The organism is Micrococcaceae bacterium Sec5.7 (genome assembly GCA_039636785.1).
Lineage (GTDB): Bacteria > Actinomycetota > Actinomycetes > Actinomycetales > Micrococcaceae > Arthrobacter.
In genome coordinates this window covers 2,446,707-2,460,374 of the sequence record CP144169.1, presented here as the reverse complement: position 1 = coordinate 2,460,374, position 13,668 = coordinate 2,446,707, and the positions used below count along the sequence as shown (strand labels likewise).

The window sequence follows — 13,668 nt, the reverse complement described above, 5'->3', positions numbered from 1 at the left end:
GTGATCATGCGCGAGGATCCTCATGGGCAACGTAGCTGCGGGAGTCCGGGGCGGTTCCCTCCTGATTCACGGCCTCTGCAACGTCTGGCACCCGGGTGGCGGCAAGCGACGTAGCACCGTCCGGCGTGTACAGGCCGGCGAGAGCCGCCTGCTGAGCAAAGTCGGGGTTGTTGTTCACCACTTCGTCGAACGTTCCCTGCGAGACGATGCTGCCTTCCTTCATAAAGCAGACCTGATCGTTGTTGCGGATTGTCGAGAGGCGGTGCGCAACAGAGATGACCGTCATCTCGCCTCGAAGCTCACTGATGGCCTTGGCCACGGCAGCCTCGGTGGCGGTGTCCAGGGCGCTGGTTGCCTCGTCGAGGACAAGCACCAGGGGATCCGTGTACAGTGCGCGGGCGATGCCGAGGCGCTGCCGCTGTCCGCCGGATAGTGCGAGGCCGCGCTCACCCACACGGCCGTGGATGCCGTCGTTGCGGGACTCGACGGTCTCCAGGAGCTGGGCGCGTTCGAGGGCCGTGCGCACACGATCTTCGTCAATGTCCCCGCCCCAGCTCAGGGCTACGTTCTGGGCCACCGAGCCGTCGAAGATTGCGACTTCCTGAGGCACATATCCCACGCGCTTCCGCCAATCGGCGAGCACATCTTCGAGCGGGATCCCGTCCAGCGTCATGGTGCCCGTCGACGGAGTCAGGAGTCCGAGGAAGATATCAATGAGCGTCGACTTGCCGGCCCCTGACTGACCGACAACTCCCACGGTAGAGCCCATCGGCAGCCTGAGGTTGATGTTCTTGACTGCCGGCTCATTGGCGCCGGGGTACGTGAACTCAACGTCCTTGAGCTCCAGCATCCTGGGATCGTGCCTGATGGGCGTCTTGCCAAGCTTCTCGGCATGCTTGCGGAACTCGGCGGCGTCGCGAATGTCGCGCATCACGATCTCCGTGTAGGGGAGTGTGGACTGCACCAGGGTCAACTGGGACTGGACCGTGGTGAGGGCCGGAACCATCTTGAACCCCGCCAGACCGAAGATCGCAACCGAGGACAGCGCTGCCTCCATGCCACCAATGAGGTAGCCCACGGTACCGATGAGCAGGAAGCCGCCGATAAGAGCCATGTCGATGACGAATTTCGGAACCGTACCCATAAAGCGGATGTTTGACCGGGACCGGGCCGCCCGCTCGCGGCTGTGGAGGACAATGCCGCCGACCTCATCGGCCTTGTCGCGAAGGGTGATTTCCTTGAGTGCAGCGAGCATCTCGGCGACCAGCGTGGACATGCGCATGGCGGCGTCCCGGTTGATGCGGCCGGCTTCATAGGACTTCTTGGAAAGCCAGAGGTAGAGAAATGCCGCGATGGCGCCCAGATAGATAACGGTTACAAGAGCCGTTTGCCACGACGCCGCGATGAGTACCACCAGCACGGACGCGAAAGTCAGCGCTTGTGCCGGCAGGGACACCGCAGGAAGCAGGACGCCGGAGACAGTGTTGGCGATGCCGACGTCGATCATTCGAACCAGCTCCGTGGTGGAGCGCTTCATGCGTTCAGTCCAGGGTGCACGGATGTAGCTCTGGAACAGGACTGTGCCGATTTCAAGTTCATAGTCGGCGAACCGGCGGGTTGAGACCCATTGAAGCCAGATGTTCAGCACGGACTTCAGGATCATAACGAGTGCGGATGAAATGAGCAGCAGCAACCCGATTTCCAGGGTGACTGATCCGATCAAGGGCAGGCTCATGTTGCCGCCCTTGAGGATTTGATTCAGTACAAGAGCGAATACGCCCAACGCCGCTGAGTCAAGGAGTGCGAGGACTGCCGAGAGCACGCCGAAGAGGAGAAGGAACCTTCTCGCATTAGGCGGCAAAAGTGGCAGCAGCTCGCGCATGGTGCGGCGCAGGTGTTTCAAGAATTACTCCAGAACGGCAAGGGGCAGAATGCTTCTTATACTACGCGGTGACTTTTGCGGACAAGGGCAGGCAGGTGTCAGCGGGGAGCGCCAGCGGGATCCTCGGGAGACAGCCAACCATCAGCCCACACACCCGGGCCCATTTGAAATGAGAAGATGAGGGACATGAGTGAGCAAATTCGGGTAACCCAACTCTTCGATTGTGCAGATGTCGCGAAGACCTTCGTGGAAGAGGGGCGCCGACAGGGCAAACCGTGGAAGCTCATCGAGGGTCCTTGGACCCGAGGGGGTACCAAGGCCGCATACTACCGGTTCCGGATTGAGCAGGCAGCGGCCTACCCACGCACGCAGTTGTGGCACGTGAACATGGGGGGCAGGGCGAAGTGGGCACGTGGCATTTTCGCCCGCCCATACGCGCTGACTCTTCATGGCACCGACATCCGCGAGAACTACTGGCAGGATGAGCACCACGCGACGATGAAGCAAGACATCGACGCCGCCGGCCATGTCTGGTACACCACTCCCGATCTCAGGGAGAAGGCGGAGAGTGCTCGCGCCGACGCGGAGTACCTCCCCGCGCCAGTGGATGTCCACGAGCTTCCGCAATGGGCGCCCTCATCCAGGCCCCGGGTGTTTTTCCCCTCCCGGTGGGACGCCTCCAAGGGCGGAGATGCCTTGCTTCAAACGGCGTCCGAGGTGATTTCCGCGGTTGGCGGCGCCGATGGTGTGGAGGTCGTGGGGCTGGACTGGGGGGACCGGGCAGCCGAGGCAGCCGCGCTGGGGATCACGCTCTTGCCCAGAATGTCCAAGGACCGGTTTCTTCAGGAACTCGCCACCGCCCACGTGGCAGTGGGGCAGGTTGCCGGCATCCTTGCCGTTAGTGAGCTCCAGGCCATGGGTATCGGCGTTCCTACCGTCTTCGCGGATCCGGTCGATGGTTACCCGGACGACGTGGCTGCCGTATGCGTCGGGCGGGCAGGCGTTGCCCAAGCCGTCCGGGAGTCGCTTGCGGACCCACACGCGCTGTCGCAGAAGCTATGCGGGCCCGAATACGTGCGCAGAAATCATGGGGCGCCGGCATTGTTGCCCAGGCTCGAGGCCGGCTACGCCAAGGTATTGGGAAGCGGCGCATGACAAAGCCTCACCTGCTTTATATAGCCTTTGCCTTTCCCCCGAGCACAGCTTCGTCCGTCTACCGCTGCACCGCCGTGGCGAACGCGTTCGCCACGGACGGTTGGGACGTCACCGTTGTGACCGTGGACCCCCAGGTGTGGTCACAGATCTCAGGAGTGGACGAGAAACTCGCTGAATCAGTGGACCCATCCATCACTGTGGTCCCGGTTGATGATGGCGGCGCAGAGGAACCGGCCAGCGGTGACCTTCGCAGGTTCTCCCGCTTCCGCATCGAGGCGCCGTATTTGTGGAAGGAAACACGCCGCCGTCGCAGCCGCAGGGATTTCCCCGAAGACTTCCACGGCGCATGGCTTGGACCTGCCCAGGAGGCGGCACGCCGCGTTCATGCCAACAAGGCCGTTGACCTCGTAATGGCATCGGCCAGCCCATATGTAGCCTTCGGCGTGGCCCGCGCCCTTGAAGGCATTCCCTATGTCATGGACTACCGGGACGCTTGGGCATTCAACACCATCAGCGGCGCCGAGGACTTCGGTCCGGAAAGCGCTACCGGGCAGCTTGAAGCTGAATACCTCCGGGATGCCGCCCAGGTCTGGTTTGTCAACGACCAGATCCGTGACGAATACGCCCGCCGCTACCCGGCCTCCGCCCAAAATATGCGTGTAGTGGCCAACGGCTTCGATCCACAGCCCGGTCACGCCCAACGCGAGGTGCGGGCGACGGATCGTCCCTGTTTCGGCTATCTCGGCACGCTCCAATACGTGAACATGCCGCTGCAGGAATTCCTCGACGGATGGAACCAGGCCTTCGCTGCGGACCCCTCCCGGGCTGACGCGGTATTTCGCGGAAAACTGAGCGCCTCAGGGGCAGCCGGGGCTGAGATTCTGGAAATTTTCGGCTCCGGACGCCGCAACGGCCTGCGCTACGACGGGCCGATCTCCAAGCGCGAGGTCGCCCGCTTCTACGGCACGCTTGACGGGCTGATCCTGCTGCTTTCCACAGGCAAGTACGTTACCGGCGGAAAGACAACGGAATACCTGGCCACCGGCCTGCCGATTGTATCGGTCCATGACATGCAAAACGCCGCCACCGATCTCCTTCGCGACTACCCGCTGTGGTTCCCGGCAAAGGACCTGACACCGGAGAGCATCGCGAAAGCTCTCCAGGATTGCGCGGAAGCCCTCACAGACCCGGACAGCGAGCGGTGGGACGCTGCCTGGAAGTATGGCCAGCAGTTCATCCGAAGCAGGATTCTTGAGCCGGTGATTGCAGAACTGCGCGGAATTGCCGGCCATGCGGTGACACGGACTGTGCGGGCGAATGAGAAGGGGAACCCTGAATGATCCGCGAAAAGCGACTGCATATCAGCATCCTCGTGGGCAGCAATACCCGCCCTCAGACTGTCATTGATGATCTATGGAACCGCGCAGTCGGTTCCATAGATCAGGACGTTTGGCAGGTTACCGGCACAGCAGTTTATGTGCACGACAGCGGGTCAGTTGTTTCGCCGTCGGGAGAAGGTATGAGTGTGGTCGTCATCGAGCCACCGGGTGAGGGGCACATCGCTTCGCTGGCGGCTTCCGTGGCCGGCAGGCCTGGACCCCTCGGAGCTGCCGGACGCCTGCTACGGGACAACCTCGGCTCCCGTCGATTGGCGAAAACCGTTGCCAAGCGCAAGGAGCTGGTTGAGGTGTTCTGCAGTTCCGCTGTAGTGGTTGCCGCCGATCTCACAGCGGACCGGGCCGTGTGGCAATTGCGGAATCGTACGGGCGCTGAGCTGGTGCACGGTCCCATCGCCATGTTGCATGCGATCCGGCAAACGATTCGCAGGTAGTCTCCAAGGTCCGCGGGGCCAGCCTGGGTCGGCTGCCGGGATTGTGCCGATCTACCCTGCGGCCTATGGAATACTTGACGGGTGAGCCGCACTTGGATAGTCATACCCATGTACAACGAAGCCTCCGTTGTCGGTGGAGTGATAGAAGGACTTCTGAAGGAGTTTCCGCACGTTGTTTGTGTGGACGACGGCAGCACTGACGGCTCCCAGTCCGCGGCCAGAGGAGCAGGGGCGGTCGTTGTGCAGCATCCCGTGAACCTGGGACAGGGGGCGGCACTCCAGACCGGCATAGAGTTTGCGCTTCAGGATCCGGAAATTGATTGCATCGTGACGTTCGATGCGGACGGTCAACATCGAGTGGAAGACGCGATGGCGATGGCATCCCGTATCCGCACGGGCGAAGCCGATATCGTTCTGGGTTCACGCTTCCTCGACGGGCGGACCAAATTGTCTCCAGCCAAGCGACTGGTTTTGAGAACTGCGGCAATCCAGTCCCGGCTTGCCACCGGAATGGCTTTGACCGATGCCCACAACGGACTTCGCGCCATTGGACCGGACGTTGCGCGTAAGATTCACCTGACACAGAACCGGATGGCCCATGCTTCCGAATTCATCCATCAGGTGGCCGAGATCAAGCCCCGCTGGGTGGAACATCCGGTAGAGATCCTCTACACCGACTACTCAAAGGCCAAGGGCCAGTCGCTGCTGAACTCCGTAAACATCATCGCGGACCTCCTGTTTAGGTGAGAAATTGCAGATCATAGTCCAGATATTTCTCGTCGTCGCCGTTATCGTTATGTCCTTGGCCCTTATGCGGGGCGGATCGAACGCCAGGCACCTTGCCATCCGCCGCATCATGCTCGTTATCTTCGCCCTGGTCGCGGCCTTCTCCATTTTCTTCCCGGAGCTGTTGACCTTCCTCGCTCGCTCATTGGGAATCGGCCGCGGCACGGATCTGGTGCTCTATGGACTGATTGTCAGTTTCCTGGTGTTCATGGCAACCACCTACCAGCGCTTCCGGCACATGGAAACCACCCTTACCCGGCTGTCTCGTAGAATCGCAATTGATGAGACCCCCCTTCCCTGGGCAGCCGAAGCGAGTCCTGCGGACAAGAACGCCCTCCTGGAACGAGCACGGGAGCCCGAGTGACGGTTGTCCACGGCCTTCCTGCGATCCAGTTCCGCGAGGAATCCGGACGCGAGTATTCCCTGGACATCCTGAGAATACTGAGTATCTCCGGTGTCGTGGCCATCCACATTTTTGGCTACGTTGTCGGGCATGCTAAGCCCGATACCAAAACGTGGTGGATTGCTGCCGGACTGGATATTCCATTCATTTGGGTTGTTCCTGTATTTGTGATGATTTCCGGCGCCCTGGTTCTTGCACCCCGGGCAGGGGCATCCAAACCGGGGAATTTCTACCGGAAGCGTGCCGTCCGGTTGATACCGGCCCTGGTTGCCTGGCATGTCATCTACTTAGCGGGTGTCCGCTTCCTGATGCGCGGCGAGGATCTGACCTTCGCAAGGACATTCCAGCTGTTGACCGACGGCTCAGTATTTACGCAGCTCTATTTCCTCTGGCTCATTCTGGGGCTATATGCCGTCTCACCTTTACTGTCCGCTTTTATCCACGCTGGGAGCCGCCGCAGGGCTCAGGTATTGGCAACGGTGCTCCTGGGGCTCACCGCTCTCGTCTTTATGGTCCCGGGCATCGCAGGTGCCTTGGGGCTTTCCCGGCCAGTCGCACTTAATATTTTCACGCAGTGGATGCCGTATGCCGGATATTTTGTCGCCGGTTGGGCGCTAAAGGGCATTCGTCTCAAAGGGCTTGCACTGGCCGGGACGGTAGTTGCGGTCTTTGGATTGGCGGCTCTTTGCACCTGGCAATACGGGCACCGCGGGCGCACCGGTATCCTGGATGTGGTTGCTCCCGTGTCGTATGTGTCTGTGACCGTCATGGCATTGTCCATTGCCGTATTTGTTGCAGGCAATTCGGTCTTCTCCCGCGTACGTCCTAGTCCCGACGCGGGGCGTTTTCTTATTGCGGTGTCCAACGCATCGTTCGGCGTTTTCCTCGTTCACATGCTGATATTCGAAGCGATACGGCTGAACTTTGCGTCAGTCAGCGGGGGCCAATCGCTGGTTCCCGCCGCCGTGACGTATGTCTCTACCCTGATCCTGAGTTTCGCGGTATCCATGATCGCATCCAGGATGCCGTATGCGAGGGCCATTTTCTAGTCCGACCAGCAACACCCCGACCACCCGGAAGCGCTCCGCCTGAGTTGCGGTGACCAACTGATTCTCCGTCTGGAATGATGTGTTAATGACCGTATTGCCTCGCCTGTTAATCATTTCCTTTTCCCCGATCCGTTCGGATCCCCGCGTTCTGAAACAAGTGGAGCTGTTCAAAGGGAAGTATCACTTGATCACCTGTGCCTATGGTGGCGCCCCCGATGGTGTAGACGAGCATTTCGGGCTGGACAGGAATGCCGTTGGCTGGCCATCTGACCGTGTTGGCCTTCTCGGACGGCAGTACCGGCGCGCCTACGAGAGCATGTCGGCTGTGCAGCAGGCACGTAACCTCCTCAAAGGTCTTTCCGTCGACGCGGTACTGGCCAATGACCTGAATACCCTGCCATTGGCGCTTGAGCTGGAGCCACGGTACGGCGTTCACTCCGACCTCCATGAGTTTGCGCCGAAGGAGAAGGACGATGATCTCAAGTGGCGCTTGTTCGTTGCGCCGTACATGCGATGGCTCTGCCGAACCTACCTCGGGCGGGCGAAGTCACTGACCACGGTTTCGGCCGGGATAGCCGCAAAGTACTCCAGCGACTACCGCGTATCTGCCGGCGTTGTTACAAATGCGGCACCGTATGCGGAAGGATCACCACAGCCCGTCGGTAAAACCATCCGGCTCATTCACAGTGCTGCCGGACAACGGTACAGAAAACTCGAAAATCTGATTGACGCAATGCGCAGCGCGCCGGATTGGCTGCAACTGGACATGATTGTTATGCCCAACGAGCCGGATTACGTCCAGGAGCTTAAGAATGCCGCGGCAGATGTCCCGTCGGTGCGGTTCCGGGAACCTGTTCCATATGCTGACCTTGTTCGGACACTCAGTGAATACGACGTCTCGCTTGTTTTCCTGCCGCCAACAAATTTCAACATGCAGAATGCGCTTCCTAACAAGTTCTTCGAGGCAGTTCAGGCCCGTTTGGGCGTCATCGTAGGTCCCTCACCTGCAATGGTTGAGATCATTGAACGATACGGATTTGGTACCGTCACACCGGACTTTTCTGCTGAGTCTCTTGCGCGCACCTTGCGGGCCTTGACTCACGAGCAGATCATGGGCTGGAAGGCAGCCGCTGATGGCGCTGCCAAGCCGCTCGCGGCTGAGTCGCAGAACAAGCTGTGGGAGGAATCCATCCGGAATTTGTTTCCTGACGTGACCGAGATCCGGACATCAGCGTCCGGCGACAGCTGATCCCAGAACTGCTGCGGGTCTTAGGGTCCGCAGCAGTTCCGGAACCGTGGCCCTAGGGCAGCGACCCGGCTGCTATTGCCGGCAGATAACCGCTGTCCCGCATACCGGTACCCGCATAAAACCAAAGGGTTCCTGTTTTGTTGACGGCTACCAGATCGGGTTTGGCATCACCGTTGGAGTCTCCGGTGCCCATGAGGGCCGAATATGCGTTCCAGCCTGAATTGCCGATCTTGGCAGCTGGCTTGTATCCCGGGCTAAGTGATGACACTGAACCAGTACCGGCATAGAACCAAAGCGTGCCATCGGTGCGGATGGCCGCCAGATCGTTCCGGCCGTCAGAGTTGAAGTCCTGGACTCCTACGACCGATGTGAACGTGTTCCACGAGGAGCTTCCGATCTTGACTGCCAGCCTGTAGCCGAGGTCGCTGTCGGAAACTGACCCTGTACCGGCGTAAAACCAAAGAGTTCCATCGGAACGGACGCCGGCGAAGTCATTTTTGCCATCGCCGTTAAGATCCCTGGTGGCAACGATCTTGCTGTAGATGTTCCAGCCTGTCCCGATTTTCTTTGCAGCAGCGTATCCGATATTCGAGGCAGAAATACTGCCGGTTCCGGCATAGAACCAGAGCGTCCCGTCGGGCCGCACAGCGATTAGGTCATTCTTGCCGTCTCCATTGACATCACCGGTTCCTACAACGTGCGAGTAGATCTGCCAGCCGGTTCCGATTTGGCGGGCTGACGCATAGCCGGTCGCCCCGTTGGAGGCGTACAACCATAGAACGCCGTTTTTGCCTATTGCGACGAGGTCGGACCGTTTGTCGCCGTTGAAATCGCCGACGGACTCAACCACGCGGAAGGCATCCCAGCCGGAGTCATCTATCTTCTTGGCGGGGGTGTAGCCGTCATTCTTCATACCGGTTCCGGAATAAAACCACAGGGACGCATCAGGACGGCGGGCAATCAGGTCGGCCTTGCCGTCACCGTTTCCGTCTCCCATTCCGAAAACCTCGCTGTATGCGTCCCACCCGGAGTTTCCGATTTTTGTGGCGGGAGAGTAGCCACCATTCGTCGCCGAGACAACGCCGGTCCCGTCGTAGAACCAGAGTGTGCCGTCTGCCCTGGTTGCGATCAGATCGTTGGAAGACCTGCCGCCGAAGTCTTGAACGCTGACGATATTTGTGTATGCGTTCCAGCCTGAGTTGCCAATCTTCCTGGCCGCAAGGTAACCGACGTTGGAGGCGGAGACTGTTCCCGTTCCGGCGAAGAACCACAGTGTTCCGTCCGCACGTGAGGCCACCAGGTCGTTGCGTCCGTCACCGCTAAAGTCGCGCACCCCTGTGAGATGCGTGTACGCGTTCCAACCGGAGTTTCCGATTTTCACGGCCGCAGAGTAGCCCTGGCTACCTGAATTCACCTGGTTGGTGCCCGCGTAAAACCAAAGGGTTCCGTCAGGCCGGGCGGCGAGAAGATCATTCCTCTTGTCACCATTGAAATCGCCTACTCCAACGATCCGGGAATAGATGCTCCATCCGGTTCCGATGCGGACCGGCGTTGTGAACCCGCCTTGGCCAGTTCCCGGATAAAACCAAAGAGTTCCGTCAGGGCGGACGCTGAGCAGGTCATTGCGGCTGTCGCCGTTGAAATCGCCAACGGGCGCTGTCAGGCTGGAGTCGGCGGTTGAAGCGAATCGGCGCAGGTTCTCGTAGGTGCCGTTCCAGACATTCGAGTCGCCGGCAAAGGGCCCGGTGCTGCTGTATTGCCAGACGCTGTAGGTATTCCAACTGGCGGGCAATGTGCCAGCTCCCACGTTGTTATAGGCCGCAATGTGCAATGGATTGGCAGAAAACGCACTGGAGTTACCCGTGCACTGACTCCACCAATCCGTGGTGGTGTAGATCATGGGCAGGCGTCCGGTCCGGGCCAGAGTCCTGTTGGAGAAATCCGTGATCCAATTCACCATCTGGGCGCTGCTCATGTTGTAACAGGTGTTTCCAAGCGACGCGTACGGATTGTATTCAATGTCGAGCAATGGCGGCAACGTGCGGCCGTCCGGGGTCCAGCCGCCGCCGTTATTAATGAAGTAATCGGCCTGGGCGGTGCCGGAGGAAATACTTGGGAGAGCGAAATGGTAGGCACCACGAATAAGCCCGGCGTTCGCCGATCCGCTATATTGCTGGCCGAACGTCGGACTCTTGTAGGTCACACCTTCAGTGGCCTTTACGTAGGCGAACCGGGCGCCCAGCTTTGATTGTGCTGACCAGTCGACAGTCGGCTGGTGACTGCTCACGTCCAGGCCAAGTACACCCTGGGGTTTCCAGGTGCTGGTGGCCTCGGTCTGCGCAGCTGCTCGCTGTCCGGCCTGGTTTTTTTCGACGCCTTGTCCCATGTGGGCACCGAATTGCCCAATCTCTTTTTCCAGGGATGCCATGTCCACGTCGGCGGAAGGAGCCACGTTTTCGGACTGTTGCGTTCGCAGCGCCGCACCGAAAGCGGGGCCGCCCAACCCTGCAGCCAGCAGCACGCTGAGAGCGCCCACCATAGCCGCTCTGGAAGCATTTCGCAGCGCTGCTTTGGGCGGTTGAGGCCGAGCGTCGTTTCGCGATGATTTCATTGCCTGCTCCAGACCCTTATCAGGGAGTTTTTGGTTGCCTGGCCTCAGGCCAAGGCCTCACTAGCCGTGCCATCCGCAGGATTACCAGAATGCGAAGAGTCTTATCTGCGGCTCACCCTATCATCAGCTTGACTGGAGTGAGCAGAGTTACTGCTGTGGCTGATGTGAAATCTGACTGCCGGCTGCAGCCGATGAAATTGATTGCCTCCGCGGTTTTCGGCGCCTAGCATCTAAGAGGGAAAGCAGATTCCGTGGGGTGGATGATGAAGGCCTTAATATCGGCCGCTGTATTCGCGGCATTTGCTTTGACCATGTTCGCGCTCGGCCCGTGGTCTCCGGCATGGGCCGCTCCAGCAGACTCCGGGGCCATCGAAGCCAAGCACCAGTCCGCCGGCGGGAACGGCGGATACCTTGGCAGTGCGGTTAACGCCATCCGGTGCGGTCTGATTCGGGGCGGTTGTGTCCAAAGCTTTCGAAATGGCTACATCTATTGGTCGGCAGCGACCGGCGCACAGATCACCACCGGCACAATTGCCAGCCATTATGGCCGGATTGGCTGGGAGAGAGGGCAGCTGGGGTATCCGGTCAACGGAATCAGTTGCGGGCTCCGGGACGGAGGGTGCGTACAGAGTTTTCAGAATGGCTACGTGTACTGGTCAGCTGCCTCCGGAGCGCATTCGACCCGGGGCGCAATCGCTGCTCGCTGGGCACAGCTGGGTTGGGAACGTGGCAAGCTGGGGTATCCGGTAAATGAGGCTCGCTGCGGCCTTGTAGCCACAGGATGCGTGCAGAGTTTTCAAGGGGGTCACACGTACTGGGCCGCTGCGTCCGGGGCGCACCCGGTATGGGGCGGCATAGGAACCAAATGGTCCCAGATGGGATGGGAGAACAGTCCTCTTGGCTATCCGAAGACGGCTGAGTCGTGTACCGCAGGATCGTGCGTTCAATCGTTTCTCGGAGGGACAATCCGCTGGACGTCATCCCGCGGCGCTACTGTTGTTCCTTCTCAGTCAAGCATCGGCGTGACGGTCAATAAAATAACCCCGAACTCGCCGGTCAACCGCATCCCGTCTGACCTCAGCGCCGTCGGAAGCCAAAGCCTGCGCCGTGAAGCTGCACTGCAGCTCCAGCGGCTGTTCTCGGTCGCGGCATCCGCGGGAATCACGATGACTGCTGTCAGCGGGTACCGCTCGTATGCTGCTCAGTCAAGCCTGTACAGCAGCTACGTCGTGGCATATGGGCAGGCCTATGCGGAGACGATCTCAGCCCGCCCCGGCTACAGCGAGCACCAAACGGGCCTGGCAATGGACCTCGGCAATCCGAACGGGGCGTGCGGGCTCCAAGCATGTTTCGCGGGCACGCCGTCGGGGTCCTATGCCGCTGCCAATGCCTGGAAGTACGGCTTTATCATCCGATATCCCGACGGACTCAGTGCCATCACCGGCTACACCTACGAGCCGTGGCACCTTCGCTACGTCGGAACGAAAGTCGCTGCCGACATGCACAACCGTGGCGTGAGGACCCTGGAGCAATATCTGGGGGTCGCAAGCGCGCCCAGATATTAAGCAGAATGATTGGGCCCCACTGATAGGATCGGGAACCGTCCCCGATCATGCAAAGGAACTAATCGCGGTGGTTGAGCAAGCGGTAGCCAAGACCCACCTGACATCCCGATCCGGAGCTGTCGATTTTCTCCGGATCCTGGGCATAGTGGCTGTTGTGGCAGGGCACATGGGGGCATGGTCTGGCCCGATAATCCGTGAAGGTGTCTACACATGGCATGTCCCGCTCTTCTTTTTCCTGTCCGGATACCTTTGGTCCGAAAACCGCTTGCTGATGGCGGAACTCAGGAAACGTGCAAGGACCCTCCTCATACCGTACGGCTTTTGGCTAGCGTTGGTGGGCATCTGGTGGCTGTCACAGATGGAGGTCATCGAAGGCCCAGCCATCGGCAGACTCGTTATGGGCGGTTCCCACCTTGCGGGGCCCTTCGCCGCGTTCTGGTTTGTCACGGCGCTCTTTGTGTCAGTTGTGGTCCTCCGCGCGATCCAGGGCGTTCCCCTGTGGCTTCAGTGGACACTGGCTGCCGCAGCGCTCGTTGCCGCTTCCCTTGCGCCCGACGTTGTCGCGCAGGTTCCGCTCTCTGCTCTGGTGGGCTGTGCGTGTCTCGTCTTCGTTATGGCTGGCCGCGAATTCAAGAGGATTCGTCACAGAGTCACACGTGCGCTGTCCGCGGGAGCGCTGATCCTCCTCGCATGCGGTGCCGTCATCCTGGCGGGGTGGTCCACGTATCTTGACCTGAAGTATGCCCAGCTGGGCACGCCGGTGCTAACCGTCCTCGTTGCCGTCGGGATCTGTACCGGGCTGGTGCTGGTTGCCGAAGCCGTCATCCCGGCGTTGGGAACACGATTCAACGCGGGAATGACCACTTTGGCCAGATGCGGATTCATGGTGGTCCTCACCCATGCGGTGGTGCTGGTCGCACTGACCAAGCTGAACGCCGCTCCTTGGCTAATTTTCACTGGCTCGCTGGCCGGGTGCTGGATACCGGCCTTGCTGATTCTGAGAACACCCCTTGCACCCTTTCTCCTGGGCTCCCCGAGGCTGAACGAGTCAAAGAGCCCCACGGCCGCGGCCGCTCCTGAGCGGGTCTGATTCGCTAAGGGCCGGTCCTGGCCCACGCGGCGGGGTGTTCGGGCACA

Annotated in this window: 11 protein-coding genes; 9 read left to right on the top strand and 2 right to left on the bottom strand. The window is 60.2% G+C overall.

Going from position 1 to position 13,668, the window contains the following annotated elements:
* Positions 1-4: 4 nt before the first annotated feature.
* The gene (locus V3C33_11750) at positions 5-1,903 is read right to left on the bottom strand and encodes an ABC transporter ATP-binding protein (GenBank protein ID XAS66177.1); all 1,899 of its coding nucleotides are present in this window, start codon (positions 1,901-1,903) and stop codon (positions 5-7) included.
* A gap of 165 nt (positions 1,904-2,068) precedes the next feature.
* On the opposite strand from V3C33_11750, the gene V3C33_11745 reads away from it, so the two are divergent.
* The 7 genes from V3C33_11745 to V3C33_11715 all read left to right on the top strand — a co-directional run bounded on the left by V3C33_11745 (position 2,069) and on the right by V3C33_11715 (position 8,355).
* Complete coding sequence (locus tag V3C33_11745; GenBank protein ID XAS66176.1) at positions 2,069-3,037, top strand: hypothetical protein; 969 nt, start codon at positions 2,069-2,071, stop codon at positions 3,035-3,037.
* Positions 3,034-4,377: a glycosyltransferase gene (locus V3C33_11740; protein ID XAS66175.1), complete on the top strand. Its 1,344-nt coding sequence runs from the start codon at positions 3,034-3,036 to the stop codon at positions 4,375-4,377. Before V3C33_11745 ends, V3C33_11740 begins: the two co-directional genes overlap by 4 nt.
* A 179-nt stretch (positions 4,378-4,556) precedes the next feature.
* Entirely contained in the window at positions 4,557-4,868 is a 312-nt protein-coding gene (locus V3C33_11735) for a hypothetical protein (GenBank protein XAS66174.1), read from the top strand.
* 81 nt (positions 4,869-4,949) lie between these two features.
* Complete coding sequence (locus V3C33_11730; GenBank protein XAS66173.1) at positions 4,950-5,615, top strand: glycosyltransferase family 2 protein; 666 nt, start codon at positions 4,950-4,952, stop codon at positions 5,613-5,615.
* 4 nt (positions 5,616-5,619) lie between these two features.
* Entirely contained in the window at positions 5,620-6,018 is a 399-nt protein-coding gene (locus V3C33_11725; protein ID XAS66172.1) for a DUF2304 domain-containing protein, read from the top strand.
* The gene (locus tag V3C33_11720; GenBank protein ID XAS66171.1) at positions 6,015-7,106 is read left to right on the top strand and encodes an acyltransferase family protein; all 1,092 of its coding nucleotides are present in this window, start codon (positions 6,015-6,017) and stop codon (positions 7,104-7,106) included. Before V3C33_11725 ends, V3C33_11720 begins: the two co-directional genes overlap by 4 nt.
* Before the next feature lie 85 nt (positions 7,107-7,191).
* Positions 7,192-8,355 (top strand): glycosyltransferase family 1 protein, encoded by a 1,164-nt coding sequence (locus tag V3C33_11715; GenBank protein XAS66170.1) that lies wholly within the window; start codon positions 7,192-7,194, stop codon positions 8,353-8,355.
* 52 nt (positions 8,356-8,407) lie between these two features.
* On the opposite strand, the gene V3C33_11710 is transcribed toward V3C33_11715, so the two are convergent.
* Complete coding sequence (locus V3C33_11710) at positions 8,408-10,894, bottom strand: GH25 family lysozyme (GenBank protein ID XAS66169.1); 2,487 nt, start codon at positions 10,892-10,894, stop codon at positions 8,408-8,410.
* Positions 10,895-11,988: 1,094 nt separating this feature from the next.
* Between V3C33_11710 and V3C33_11705 the strand changes: the two genes are divergently transcribed.
* Positions 11,989-12,531, top strand: coding sequence for a M15 family metallopeptidase (locus V3C33_11705; GenBank protein ID XAS66168.1), 543 nt, complete (start codon positions 11,989-11,991; stop codon positions 12,529-12,531).
* A 67-nt stretch (positions 12,532-12,598) separates the two neighbouring features.
* Positions 12,599-13,621: an acyltransferase family protein gene (locus V3C33_11700; GenBank protein ID XAS66167.1), complete on the top strand. Its 1,023-nt coding sequence runs from the start codon at positions 12,599-12,601 to the stop codon at positions 13,619-13,621.
* Positions 13,622-13,668: the final 47 nt, after the last annotated feature.

Bases quoted from the DNA above. Each gene is read 5' to 3' on its own strand.
- V3C33_11735 (XAS66174.1), top strand. From the start codon at position 4,557: ATGAGTGTGGTCGTCATCGAGCCACCGGGTGAGGGGCACATCGCTTCG.
- V3C33_11710 (XAS66169.1), bottom strand. From the start codon at position 10,894: ATGGTGGGCGCTCTCAGCGTGCTGCTGGCTGCAGGGTTGGGCGGCCCC.
- V3C33_11715 (XAS66170.1), top strand. From the start codon at position 7,192: ATGACCGTATTGCCTCGCCTGTTAATCATTTCCTTTTCCCCGATCCGT.
- V3C33_11745 (XAS66176.1), top strand. From the start codon at position 2,069: ATGAGTGAGCAAATTCGGGTAACCCAACTCTTCGATTGTGCAGATGTC.
- V3C33_11740 (XAS66175.1), top strand. From the start codon at position 3,034: ATGACAAAGCCTCACCTGCTTTATATAGCCTTTGCCTTTCCCCCGAGC.